This window comes from Pseudomonas sp. MYb541 (genome assembly GCF_037479595.1).
Lineage (GTDB): Bacteria > Pseudomonadota > Gammaproteobacteria > Pseudomonadales > Pseudomonadaceae > Aquipseudomonas > Aquipseudomonas canadensis.
The window spans coordinates 1-12,147 of sequence record NZ_JBBGYS010000006.1; the positions used below are offsets into that span (position 1 = coordinate 1).

Below are 12,147 nucleotides of genomic sequence, written 5' to 3' on the forward strand. Positions count from 1 at the left end.
AGGATGGCCCATCGCGGCGGCCCACGGATTCAAGCCGGAGTGAGGGCATGCCGAGCCTAGGCGAGGCACCGAGTGTTGGGGCGAGGACCTTTTGCTTACTTTTGGGTCCTTCCAAAAGTGAGCCGCCGTAAGGGCGGAACCATAAGCCGCCATAACCTAAATAATGGATATGTACTCAGCAGCGCTAATCCCTACTCAATCCCCACCTGATTCCGCCCATTATGCTTAGCCGTATACAACCCCTTATCCGCCGCCATGATCAATTGACGACAATCCGTCCCCTGCTGCGGCGTCATGGTCGACAGCCCGATACTGATAGTCAGACTCGCCCCCTCAGTCGGCGCGTTATGCGGAATCTTCAGAGCAGCCACCGCCATGCGCAGCTTCTCGGCCACCAACCGCGCCCCGCCCGGCGAGGTATTAGGCAGCACCAGGGCAAACTCCTCCCCCCCATAGCGCGCCGGCAAATCCGAAGGCCGACTGCTCGCCTCACGAATGGTCGCCGCCACCTTGCGCAACGCCTCATCCCCTTCAACGTGCCCAAAACTATCGTTATAGGTCTTGAAGAAATCCACATCAATCATCAACAACGACAACTGAGTCTGATCACGCATGGCCCTACGCCACTCCAGCTCCAGGTATTCATCAAAGTGACGACGATTAGACAGCCCGGTCAGGCCATCGGAGTTCATCAGCCGCTGCAATACCAGATTGGTGTCCAGCAACTGCTGCTGGCTGACCCGCAACGCACGGTAAGCCGCATCCCGCTGCAACAGGGTCATGTAGGACCGCGAGTGATAGCGAATGCGCGCCACCAACTCGATGTTGTCCGGCAGCTTGACCAGATAATCATTGGCCCCTGCAGAAAAAGCCGCGCTCTTGATCAGCGGATCTTCCTTGGTGGACAGCACGATAATCGGGATATTCGCGGTGGCCGGGTGATTGCGGTATTCGCGCACCAGCGTCAGGCCGTCGAGGCCCGGCATCACCAGATCCTGCAGGATCACGGTCGGCTTGATGCGGATCGCCTGGGCAATCGCCTGGTGCGGATCGGCGCAGAAGTGAAAATCGATGTTTTCTTCATGAGCCAGGCCACGCCGCACGGCTTCACCGATCATGGCCTGGTCGTCGACCAGCAACACCATGGCAGCATTTTCGTCAGTCTTGATGTCGTCGATCTGTAAATCATTCATGTGCAGTCACCTGAATTACTACCTGCTAGCCAGCACCGCGGGAAGTCCTGTTCATTTTGCAAAGACCTCCAGCAATCGGGGCGCAATTCTATCCAGTGGGCGAATTTCAACAGCAGCATCAATCGCCGCCGCCGCTTTGGGCATGCCATACACCGCCGAGCTTTGCTGATCCTGGGCGATGGTCAAATAACCTTGTTCACGCAGTAACTTGAGGCCCTGGGCCCCATCGCGCCCCATGCCGGTCAGCAGTACGCCGACGGCATCGCCATTCCAGTGGCTGGCCACGCTTTCGAAAAACACGTCGATCGAAGGTCGGTAGATCTCGTTTACCGGTTCTGCGGTATAGGCTAGCGTGCCATTTTTCAGCAATCGAATGTGGTGGTTGGTGCCAGCCAGCAGCACCACGCCACTTTGCGGGGGTTCGCCTTCACGGGCCAGGCGCACCGGCAGGCCGGAGGCGCTGCTCAGCCATTCGGCCATGCCGGCAGCGAACACTTGGTCCACATGCTGCACCAGCACAATGGCGGCGGGAAAGTCCCGGGGCAAGCCTTTGAGCAGGATTTCCAGGGCAGCCGGGCCACCCGCCGATGAACCGATTGCCACCAGGCTCTGGCGCTTCCCGGTAATTCGCGGCGCAACGGTTTCAGCGCGTACGCGGCTGCCGCGCTGGCCGATCAGCCAGCCGATATTGAGGATCTTGCGCAGCAGCGGCGCCGCCGCATCCTTGGGATTGCCCACGCCCAGGGTCGGCGTGTCCACCACGTCCAGGGCGCCATGGCCCATGGCTTCAAATACCCGACTGACGTTGGCCTGGCGGTCGACCGTGACGATAACGATGGCGCATGGGGTCTCGGCCATGATCTGGCGGGTGGCTTCCACGCCGTCCATCACCGGCATGATCAGGTCCATCAGGATCAGGTCCGGCGTTAGCTCAGCGCAGCGCTGTACCGCTTCCAGCCCATTGGCGGCCACCCAGACAACTTGATGCGCGGGCTCGAAGCTCAAGGCGCGGCGCAAGGCCTCCACCGCCAGGGGCATGTCATTGACGATCGCAATCCTCATGCCCGCGCGCCTCCGATCAGTTCCACCACGGCGTCCAGCAGGGCGTCATCATGAAAACTGGCTTTGGCTAAATAATAGTCGGCGCCGGCGTCCAGTCCACGACGACGGTCTTCTTCGCGATCCTTGTAGGACACCACCATCACCGGCAACGATTGCAGGCGACTGTCACGGCGCAAGAGTGTGACCAATTCAATACCGTCCATACGAGGCATATCAATATCAGTGATCAACAGGTCAAAGTCTTCGGAGCGCAAGGCGTTCCAGCCGTCCATGCCATCGACCGCCACCGCCACTTCATAACCACGATTGAGTAACAATTTGCGTTGCAGCTCCCGCACGGTCAGCGAGTCATCCACCACCAGCACCCGTTTACGCGGCGCTTCGGTGGCCTGCTGGCTGCGTCGCGCGATACGTTCCAGGCGACCGGTGTTGAGCAGTTTGTCCACCGAACGCAGCATGTCTTCCACGTCGACGATCAACACCACCGAGCCGTCATCCAGCAAGGCACCGGCGGAAATATCCTGGACCTTGCCCAGGCGATCATCCAGCGGCAACACCACCAGCGTACGCTCGCCGATAAAGCGCTCCACGGCAATCCCGTACACCGCATCGCGCTCGCGGATCACCACCACTTTCAAGGTTTCGGACGGGGCCTGCCCCGCCGGGCGCTGCAACAACTGGCTGGCGGCGACCAGGCCGACATGCCGGCCCTCGTGCCAGAAATGCTGGCGACCTTCCAGCTGCACAATGTCATCCGGCGCCAGGTCGCACATGCGTTCGATATGAGCCAGCGGGAACGCATAGGCCTCCTCGCCAACCTCCACCACCAGGCTGCGCACCACCGACAAGGTCAATGGCACTTCCAGGTGGAAACGACTGCCCTGCCCCGCCGCCTGCTCCAGCACCACCGCGCCGCGCAGTTGGCGCACCATATGCTGCACCGCATCCAGGCCGACACCACGCCCGGACACTTCGGTGACCTTGTCGCGCAGGCTGAACCCTGGCAGGAACAGGAACGTCAGCAACTCTTCTTCGCTCAGGCGCAGGGCGGTTTCCAGCGGCGACAGATGCCGGTCGACGATGGTGCCGCGCAGGCGTTCCAGGTCGACGCCATTACCGTCATCGCTCAATTCCAGCACCAACAAACCGGCCTGGTGGGACGCGCGCAGGCGGATCAGGCCTTCAGCCGGCTTGCCGGCGAGCAGGCGTTGCTCGGGCATTTCAATGCCGTGGTCGACGGCATTGCGCAACAAATGGGTGAGCGGCGCTTCAAGTTTTTCCAGCACGTCGCGGTCGACCTGGGTCTTTTCGCCCTCAATCTCCAGGCGCACCTGCTTGCCGAGGCTGCGGCCAAGGTCGCGCACCATGCGCACCTGCCCGGCCAGGACATCGGCAAACGGGCGCATGCGACAAGCCAGCGCCGTGTCATACAGCACCTGGGCGCGCTGCCCGGCCTGCCAGCCGAACTCGTCCAGCTCGGCGGTTTTTTCCGCCAGCAGGGCCTGGGCTTCGCTGAGCAGGCGGCGGGTGTCAGCCAGTGCTTCCTGGGCTTCCAGGTTCAGACTTTGGGTCTTGAGTTGCCCGTCCAGCGTATCCAGGGCACGCACGCTCTGGCTTTGAATGCGCTTGAGGCGCTGCAAGCTGGCCAGGTAGGGTTTGAGCCGCTGGGTTTCCACCAGGGATTTGCTCGACAGGTCGAGCAGGCTGTTCAGACGCTCCGCGGTTACCCGCAGCACACGTTCGCCGCCTTCGGTCATGCGTTTGTTCTGACGCAGCGGCTCAGCAGCCACTGGCGGCGCGGGCTCGGGCTCCGGCGGCAGCTCTTCAACGACAGCCGCCGGTTCTGGCGGCGGCGGCGCAGGCTTGACCGGCGCCTGTGACGGATCCAGCAGGCGTTCCATCAACGCCACATAGGCTTCGATATCCGCCGGCCCCACGTTATTGCCGGGCGTAGCGATGCGCATCAGCAGGTCGGTGCCTTGCAGCAACGCATCAATATGTTCGGGTTGCAGGTACAGGCGGCTTTCCTGGGCGCTGACCAGGCAATCTTCCATCACATGGGAGACGCTGACCCCGGCGTCTACCCCGACGATACGTGCCGCGCCCTTGAGCGAGTGAGCGGCGCGCATACAGGCTTCAAGCTGATCGGCCTGGGTCGGGTTGCGTTCCAGGGCCAGCAGGCCCGCGCTGAGGACCTGGGTCTGCGCATCGGCTTCCAGGCTGAACAGTTCCAGCAGCGAGGCATCGCGCATCTGGTCGGGGGTCATGTGAGGCTCCGGGTCACGGCGGACAACAATTGCGTCTCGTCCAGCCACCGCAAGCTGCGGCCTTTCCACTGCAACACGCCTTGGGTGTAGCGCGCGCTGGCCTGGGTGCCGGGGGCCGAAGCCGCCTTCAAGGTGCGCTCATCGATGGCGTGGATCCCGTCGACTTCATCCACCGGCACCACCACCGGGCCATCCTGTGCGGCGATGATCAACATGCGCGGCATGATGCGGCCGCCGCTGGCGCCGGTGCTGGTGACATCCAGGCCGAGCAGTTCCACCAGCGAAAGGCACGCCACTAGCGCACCCCGCACATTGGCCACGCCGAGCAAGGCGCGCGAGCGTTGGTGCGGCAGGGAATGGATCGGTTGCAACGGCGCGACTTCCACCAGGCAACGGGTGGCAATGCCCAACCATTCTTCACCGAGACGGAACATCAGCAAAGAACGGGTGACCACATCTTCGCCCAGCTCGACAGTGGCATGCGGGCGATGCGCATCCTGCTGCAAGGCGTAGCGGTCCAGCAACCGCGTGGCCGCTGCCGAGTACACCGAGCAGTTGCGGCAATGGATATGGTCCGCCAGCAGCGGGCAGGATTTGTCGCCATGAATGCCGATGCGGTTCCAGCAGTCGTCGATGGCTTGGGTGTCGGCCAGGGTCAAGTCCAGGCCTGCGGTGTCGAGCGCCTCGGTGTTACTCATCGTTTGGACTCACTGTCAGCTCGCTCGCTACGGGCAGCCCGCGCCTGCAAGCGGCGCGCTCCCGCACTGTCGCCCTGGGATTCGAGCAACGCGGCCAGGTGCATCAAGGCCTGCGGGTGCTGGGGTTCCAGGTACAAGGCTTTTCGATAATAACCCTGGGCTTCCAGGGCACTGCCGGCCACGTCGCTGAGCAGCCCGAGCCAGTAGAACACCTGGGCGGCCGGCGGGTGGTTGCTCAAATACTGTTCGCACGCGGCGCGGGCTTCGGCACTCTTGCCTTCATTGGCCAGGGTGGCGATGCGACTGAGCAAGTCGCCCGCATCGGTGTGCGGCGCCTTGATCGGCACCACCTGGGCGCTGGCCGTGCTGAACGGCCGTGGCTTACTCGGAATCGGCGCCGCACTGCGTTGCGGGATCGGCGCGGCGATCGGCACAAACACGGGCTCAGGCTTGACCGGCTCGGCATGCCGACTGTACGCAAACGACTGCGGCACCCCAATTGAACGCATGCCATGGCGCCCCAACAGGCTGCCCTCGGCCGGGCCGATAAACAGCACGCCGTCCACGTGGGTCAGGTCCTTGAGCACGTCGAACACTTGCTTCTGCGTAGGCTGGTCGAAGTAGATCAGCAGGTTGCGGCAGAACACAAAGTCGTAGCTCGCTTCATTGGCCAGCAAGCCCGGATCGAGCAGGTTGCCCACTTGCAGGCGCACCTGTTCGCGCACACGGTCGGCAATGTGGTAACCATCGCCGTATTCGGTGAAATGGCGATCGCGAAAGGCGATATCGCCACCGCGAAACGAGTTCTTGCCATACACCCCGCGCCGCGCACGCTCCACCGACAGCGGGCTGACATCCAGGCCCAGCACCTTGAACTGATGCGGCGCCAAGCCGGCATCCAGTAAGGCCATGGCAATCGAATAAGGTTCTTCACCGGTGGAGCACGGCAGGCTGAGGATGCGCAGTGCGCGCATCTGCTTGATTTCGATCAGCCGCGCCTTGGCCAAGCGGGCCAGGGTCGCGAACGATTCGGGGTAACGGAAGAACCAGGTTTCCGGGACGATCACCGCTTCGATCAGCGCCTGCTGCTCATCCTCGGAACTTTGCAGGTGCTGCCAGTACTCGCCGGCCGTTTGCGCATTGACGGCCTGGCTGCGCTGGCGCACCGCGCGTTCGATGATGGCTTCACCCACCGAGGCGACATCCAGGCCGATGCGCTCTTTAAGGAAGGCAAAGAAACGCGGATCGCTGCTCATAGGCTCAGCTCGGCAGAAAACAGTACGGTGCGTACCTCATCGGTGAGCAGGTCATTCACGCCGATCCATTGCATCAAGCCCAACGCGTCTTCGCGCACCGGCCCCAGGTACGGCGCCTGGCGGTTGTCGAGGCCGTAGGGCTGAAACTCCGCCGGATCGCAACGCAATGTGTCGGTGGCCTGCTCCAGGATCAGTCCGAGCCAGCGTGCCTCGGTCCAGGGCTCGGGCTGGTAATTGACCAGTACCAGCCGCGTGCTGGTGCGCGCCTGGGCGGCGGTGCCAAAGGTCAAGGCGCTAAGGTCGATCACCGGCACCAGCGTGCCACGGTGGGCAAAGATGCCCGCCACCCACAGCGGTGCATGGGCGATGGGTTTCAAAGGCAGGCGCGGCAGCACCTCGGCCACTTCCGTGGCCTTGAGGGCGTAACGTTCGTTGCCGATGTGGAACACCAGGAACAACGCCTTTTTCGCTGCCGGGACGGCACCGCGTTTAGCCGCGAGGTCGCTCATCAGACTTTGAAACGCGACACGCCGCTGCGCAGACCGACCGCCACCTGGCTCAGCTCATCAATGGCAAAGCTGGCCTGGCGCAGGGACTCGACGGTCTGGCTGCTGGCATCGCCCAGTTGCACCAAGGCGTGGTTGATCTGCTCGGCACCGGTGGCCTGGGCCTGCATGCCTTCGTTGACCATCAACACCCGCGGCGCCAGGGCCTGTACCTGATGGATGATCTGCGACAACTGCTCGCCCACTTGCTGCACTTCAAACATGCCGCGACGCACTTCTTCGGAGAACTTGTCCATGCCCATCACGCCCGCCGACACCGCCGACTGGATCTCGCGCACCATCTGCTCGATGTCGTAGGTGGCCACGGCAGTCTGGTCGGCCAAGCGACGCACTTCGGTGGCAACAACAGCAAAACCGCGACCGTACTCCCCGGCTTTCTCGGCCTCGATCGCCGCGTTAAGCGACAACAGGTTGGTCTGGTCAGCGACCTTGACGATGGTCACCACCACTTGGTTGATGTTGCCGGCCTTCTCATTGAGGATCGCCAGCTTGGCGTTGACCAGATCGGCCGCGCCCATCACCGAGTGCATCGTTTCTTCCATGCGCGCCAGGCCTTGCTGGCCGGAACCAGCGGCAACCGAAGCCTGGTCGGCGGCGGTGGACACTTCGGTCATGGTGCGCACCAGATCCTTGGACGTGGCCGCGATTTCGCGGGAGGTGGCACCGATTTCGGTGGTAGTCGCAGCCGTTTCAGTGGCGGTGGCTTGCTGCTGCTTGGACGTGGCGGCAATCTCAGTCACCGATGTAGTGACCTGCACCGACGAACGCTGGGCCTGGGACACCAGGGCGGTCAGCTCGGTCATCATGTCGTTGAAGCCGGTTTCGACAGCGCCGAACTCGTCCTTGCGCTCCAGGTTCAAGCGTTTGCTCAGGTCGCCGTCGCGCATGGTTTCGAGGATGTCGACGATGCGCTGCATCGGCGCCATGATCGCGCGCATCAGCAGCAGGCCACACAGGCCGGCGGCGAGGATGGCGACGACCAACGACACAAACATGCTGATTTTCGCTGCGGATACCGCATCATCGATCGCGTTGGTCGCACGGTCGGCGACGTTTTTGTTCTCGGTGATGATGTCGTTGAGCTTCATGCGGCCTGCGGTCCAGGTCGGCGTCAACTGGGTGTCGAACTCTTTGCGTGCGGCAGCCAGGTCACCGCGTTGCAGGCTGTCGAGCACCGTGGACAGGCTCTTGTTGTAGGCCTGGTGCAGGGTTTCGAACTTGTCGAACTCGGACCGATCGTCACCGCCGGCGATGGTTTTTTCGTAGTTATCCATCTGCTGCAAGATGCGTGCTTCAAAGGACTTGAACTCCGCACGGTCGGCGTCGCTCAACTGCTTGTTTTCACGCAGGCCCAGCAATTCGAGGGTCTGCAGGTAGCTGTCGACCCACGCGCTACGGATCATGGAGCTGAGGTAGACACCCGGCACCGCATCATCGCGCACCGCAACTTCGCTGGTTTCGATCTTCAGCAACCGTGAATAGGAGACCACAACCATTAACAGCATGATGGCGATAATGACCGCAAAGCTTGCCAAGATCCGTTGGCGCAAGGTCCAGTTCTTCACAGTAATTCCTCGAAGGGCCGATCAAATGCGAGGGAGTATAGCTGAGCAGAAGCCCTCATTTATCAACGGGTTTTGATGTAGCACTCACAGAATGCAAAAACACCCCGGGCCTTTACGGCATCCGGGGTGCTCTCAATAAAGCCATGGGGTCAGAGCGAGGCTTGGCGTACCTGTTTTTCCAGTTCCAGCTTCAACCCCGGCTCCAGTTTCAGTTGCCGCGCCAGTTCGTCGAGGTAAGCCTTCTCCATGAAGTTTTCCTCGTCCACCAGCATCACGCTGGCGATGTACATCTCGGCGGCCATTTCCGGCGTGCCGGCAGCTCGCGCCACGTCGGCTGGATCGAGGGGTTTGTTGAGCTCAGCGTGCAGCCAGCTTTGCAGTTCGCGGTCGTTGTCCAGCTTGGTGAATTCGCCTTCGATCAATTCGCGCTCGCGCTCATCCACATGGCCGTCGGCCTTGGCGGCAGCGACCAGCGCCTTGAGGATGCCTTGGCTGTGTAGCTCAACCTGGGCCGGTGGCAGGCGGTCAATGGTCTGCGGCTCTCCTTTCGGGGCATTGGCCTGTTGCGCCTGCCAGTTGCCATAGGCTTTGTAGGCAATGACGCCCAACGCCGCCAAACCGCCATAGGTCAGGGCCTTGCCGCCGAACTTGCGGGCTTTTTTGTTGCCCAGCAGCAGCCCCATGGCGCCGGCCGCCAGGGCGCCGCCGCCTGCGCCACCGAGCAGGCTGCCAAGGCCACCACCGCCGAGCAAACCGCCCAATGCGCCCTTGTCGTCCTGTTTACGCTGGCCGCCAGCCTTGTTTTGCAACATGTCCTGGCCAGACTTGAGCAACTGATCGAGCAATCCACGGGTATTCATTCGTAGCCTCCAGACACTAGGGTTCATAGGACCAATAGGCTCCCAGCGTAAAACTAAGTGCCAAAAAGCCTCGATCTAGAGTGCTTCCAGATGTAACGCGGTCGCCCTTCACTTAAATCGATATACACTCGAACAAATCTATAAAAACACCCCACTGGTAATTCCAGCATGATGACCTTGCGTCAAATCCGGCATTTTATCGCCGTGGCCGAAACCGGTTCGATCTCCGCTGCCGCGCAGACAGCGTTCATTTCCCAGTCCACCCTGACCCTGGCGATCCAGCAACTGGAGCAGGAAATCGGCGTCAACCTGTTCAACCGTCACGCCAAGGGCATGACCCTGACCCATCAGGGCCATCAATTTCTGCGCCAGGCGCATCTGATCCTGGCCACCGTCGACAACGCCAAGCGCAGCCTGCAACAGAGCACCGACCAAGTCGCCGGCCAGTTGATCATCGGCGTGACCAGCCTGGTGGCTGGCTACTACCTCGCGGATTTATTGACGCGATTCCAGCGCGCCTACCCCAATGTGGAAATCCGCGTGATGGAGGATGAACGCCCGTATATCGAACATTTGCTGGTCAGCGGTGAAATCGATGTGGGCGTGCTGATCCTCTCCAACCTCGAAGACCGCCACGCCTTGCAGACCGAAGTCCTCACCCACTCCCCGCACCGCTTGTGGCTACCGGCACAACATCCACTGCTGGAACACGACAGCATTAACTTGGCCGATGTGGCACGTGAGCCGCTGATCCAGCTGAACGTCGACGAAATGGGCCACAACGCCCAGCGCATGTGGACCGGCGCAGGCCTGCAACCCCGTGTGACCTTGCGCACCGCGTCCACCGAAGCCGTGCGAAGCCTGGTGGCGGCGGGCCTCGGCGTGTCTATCCAGCCGGACATGACCTACCGGCCCTGGTCACTTGAAGGCGACATCATTGAAGCGCGCCCGATTGCCGACCTCAGCCAGACCCTCGACGTGGGCCTGGCCTGGCGCCGTGGCACCGCACGGCCTGCGCTGGTCGACCCGTTCCTCACCGTCGCCCGTGAACAGCCCCACCCGCGCAAGCCATCTATTTAATCGAATGCTGCATTCAGTATTTAGTATTTGTTGACCTCGCGCCTGACCTCTAGTCTCTGTTCATCCCCTAAGAGAAGGTCAGGCGCCTTGTAAGAGAACGCCCATGGCCACACAAGAAAAGAGATCGCGAAAAATGTCCGGCGCGCCCACCCCGCTGCTCACTGCGTTGCTGATCGACGGCGAACTGGTCCAGGGCCAGGGTTTTGCCGAGCCGATCCTCAACCCGGCCACCGGTGAAGTGCTCACCCAAATCGCCGAAGCCAGCACCGAGCAGGTCGAAACCGCGATCCTCGCCGCCCACCGCGCCTTTGCCGGCTGGTCACGCACCACGCCGCAGCAGCGCTCGAACATCCTATTGGGCATTGCCGACGCCATCGAAAAACAAGCCGACTACCTGGCCCGCCTGGAATCCCTGAACTGCGGTAAGCCCTTGCATCTGGCGCGTCAGGATGATTTGAGTGCCACCGTGGATGTGTTCCGCTTCTTCGCCGGGGCTGTGCGTTGCCAGACCGGACAGTTGAGCGGTGAATACCTGCCGGGCTACACCAGCATGGTGCGTCGCGATCCGATCGGCGTAGTCGCGTCGATTGCGCCGTGGAACTACCCGCTGATGATGGCCGCGTGGAAGATCGCCCCCGCCCTGGCTGCCGGTAATACCTTGGTGTTCAAGCCGTCGGAACATACGCCGCTGTCGATCCTGGCCCTGGCCCCCGTGCTTAAAGAGCTGCTGCCACGTGGCGTGATCAACATTCTGTGTGGCGGCGGCGAAGGCGTCGGCAGTCACTTGGTCAGCCATCCCAAGGTGCGCATGGTCTCGTTGACCGGCGATATCGTCACCGGGCAGAAGATTCTACAAGCCGCCTCCAAAACCCTAAAACGCACGCACCTGGAACTGGGCGGCAAGGCCCCGGTGATCGTGTGCAACGACGCCGACCTGCAAGCTGTGGTCGAAGGCGTGCGCGCCTACGGCTATTACAACGCTGGCCAGGATTGCACCGCCGCGTGCCGCATCTATGCCCAGGCCGGTATCCACGACAAACTCGTCGCCGAACTGGGCGCGGCGGTCAGCAGCCTGCGTTTTGCCGGTAAACGCGATGCCGACAATGAACTCGGCCCGCTGATCAGCACGCGCCAGCGCGACCGCGTCGCCAGTTTTGTAGAGCGCGCCCTCGGCCAGCCGCATATCGAACGCATCACCGGCGCCGCCGTGCATTCCGGCGCGGGCTTCTATTACCAACCCACCTTGCTCGCCGGCTGTAAACAAAACGACGAAATCGTGCAGCGCGAAGTATTCGGCCCGGTGGTCACCGTGACCCGCTTCGACGAGCTGGAACAGGCAGTGGACTGGGCCAACGACTCCGAATACGGCCTGGCCTCCTCGGTGTGGACCCAGAACCTGGACAAGGCCATGCAGGTCGCGGCGCGCCTGCAATACGGCTGCACCTGGATCAACAGTCATTTCATGCTGGTCAGCGAAATGCCCCATGGCGGCTTGAAGCGTTCGGGGTATGGGAAGGATCTGTCCAGCGATTCGCTGCAGGACTACAGCGTGGTGCGCCACATCATGGCGCGACACGGCCAGCATCTTTAAAACAACAAC

At 62.0% G+C, this 12,147-nt stretch carries 10 protein-coding genes; 2 read left to right on the plus strand and 8 right to left on the minus strand.

The features are described from left to right. Nucleotides 1-191: 191 nt before the first annotated feature. The 8 genes from WH299_RS05170 to WH299_RS05205 all read right to left on the minus strand — a co-directional run bounded on the left by WH299_RS05170 (nt 192) and on the right by WH299_RS05205 (nt 9,467). Nucleotides 192-1,193 carry a response regulator gene (locus WH299_RS05170; RefSeq protein ID WP_122724098.1) on the minus strand — a complete coding sequence of 334 codons (1,002 nt, stop codon included), beginning with the start codon at nt 1,191-1,193 and terminating at the stop codon, nt 192-194. 51 nt (nt 1,194-1,244) lie between these two features. Beyond that, nucleotides 1,245-2,255 (minus strand): chemotaxis response regulator protein-glutamate methylesterase, encoded by a 1,011-nt coding sequence (locus WH299_RS05175; RefSeq protein WP_028619115.1) that lies wholly within the window; start codon nt 2,253-2,255, stop codon nt 1,245-1,247. Continuing rightward, entirely contained in the window at nt 2,252-4,522 is a 2,271-nt protein-coding gene (locus WH299_RS05180) for a hybrid sensor histidine kinase/response regulator (RefSeq protein WP_339499138.1), read from the minus strand. Before WH299_RS05180 ends, WH299_RS05175 begins: the two co-directional genes overlap by 4 nt. Continuing rightward, complete coding sequence (locus WH299_RS05185) at nt 4,519-5,220, minus strand: chemotaxis protein CheW (RefSeq protein WP_339549757.1); 702 nt, start codon at nt 5,218-5,220, stop codon at nt 4,519-4,521. The genes WH299_RS05180 and WH299_RS05185 overlap by 4 nt, the downstream gene beginning before the upstream one ends. Beyond that, nucleotides 5,217-6,476, minus strand: a complete 1,260-nt coding sequence (locus WH299_RS05190) for a CheR family methyltransferase (RefSeq protein ID WP_339549758.1) — start codon at nt 6,474-6,476, stop codon at nt 5,217-5,219. The genes WH299_RS05185 and WH299_RS05190 overlap by 4 nt, the downstream gene beginning before the upstream one ends. Continuing rightward, nucleotides 6,473-6,985: a chemotaxis protein CheW gene (locus WH299_RS05195; RefSeq protein ID WP_122724088.1), complete on the minus strand. Its 513-nt coding sequence runs from the start codon at nt 6,983-6,985 to the stop codon at nt 6,473-6,475. Before WH299_RS05195 ends, WH299_RS05190 begins: the two co-directional genes overlap by 4 nt. Next, nucleotides 6,985-8,607: a methyl-accepting chemotaxis protein gene (locus WH299_RS05200; protein ID WP_028619110.1), complete on the minus strand. Its 1,623-nt coding sequence runs from the start codon at nt 8,605-8,607 to the stop codon at nt 6,985-6,987. Before WH299_RS05200 ends, WH299_RS05195 begins: the two co-directional genes overlap by 1 nt. Nucleotides 8,608-8,756: 149 nt before the next feature. Beyond that, complete coding sequence (locus WH299_RS05205) at nt 8,757-9,467, minus strand: tellurite resistance TerB family protein (RefSeq protein WP_028619109.1); 711 nt, start codon at nt 9,465-9,467, stop codon at nt 8,757-8,759. Between the two features lie 168 nt (nt 9,468-9,635). On the opposite strand from WH299_RS05205, the gene WH299_RS05210 reads away from it, so the two are divergent. Then, nucleotides 9,636-10,547 (plus strand): LysR family transcriptional regulator, encoded by a 912-nt coding sequence (locus tag WH299_RS05210; RefSeq protein WP_003209548.1) that lies wholly within the window; start codon nt 9,636-9,638, stop codon nt 10,545-10,547. Between the two features lie 133 nt (nt 10,548-10,680). Next, complete coding sequence (locus tag WH299_RS05215) at nt 10,681-12,138, plus strand: gamma-aminobutyraldehyde dehydrogenase (RefSeq protein ID WP_028619108.1); 1,458 nt, start codon at nt 10,681-10,683, stop codon at nt 12,136-12,138. Nucleotides 12,139-12,147: the final 9 nt, after the last annotated feature.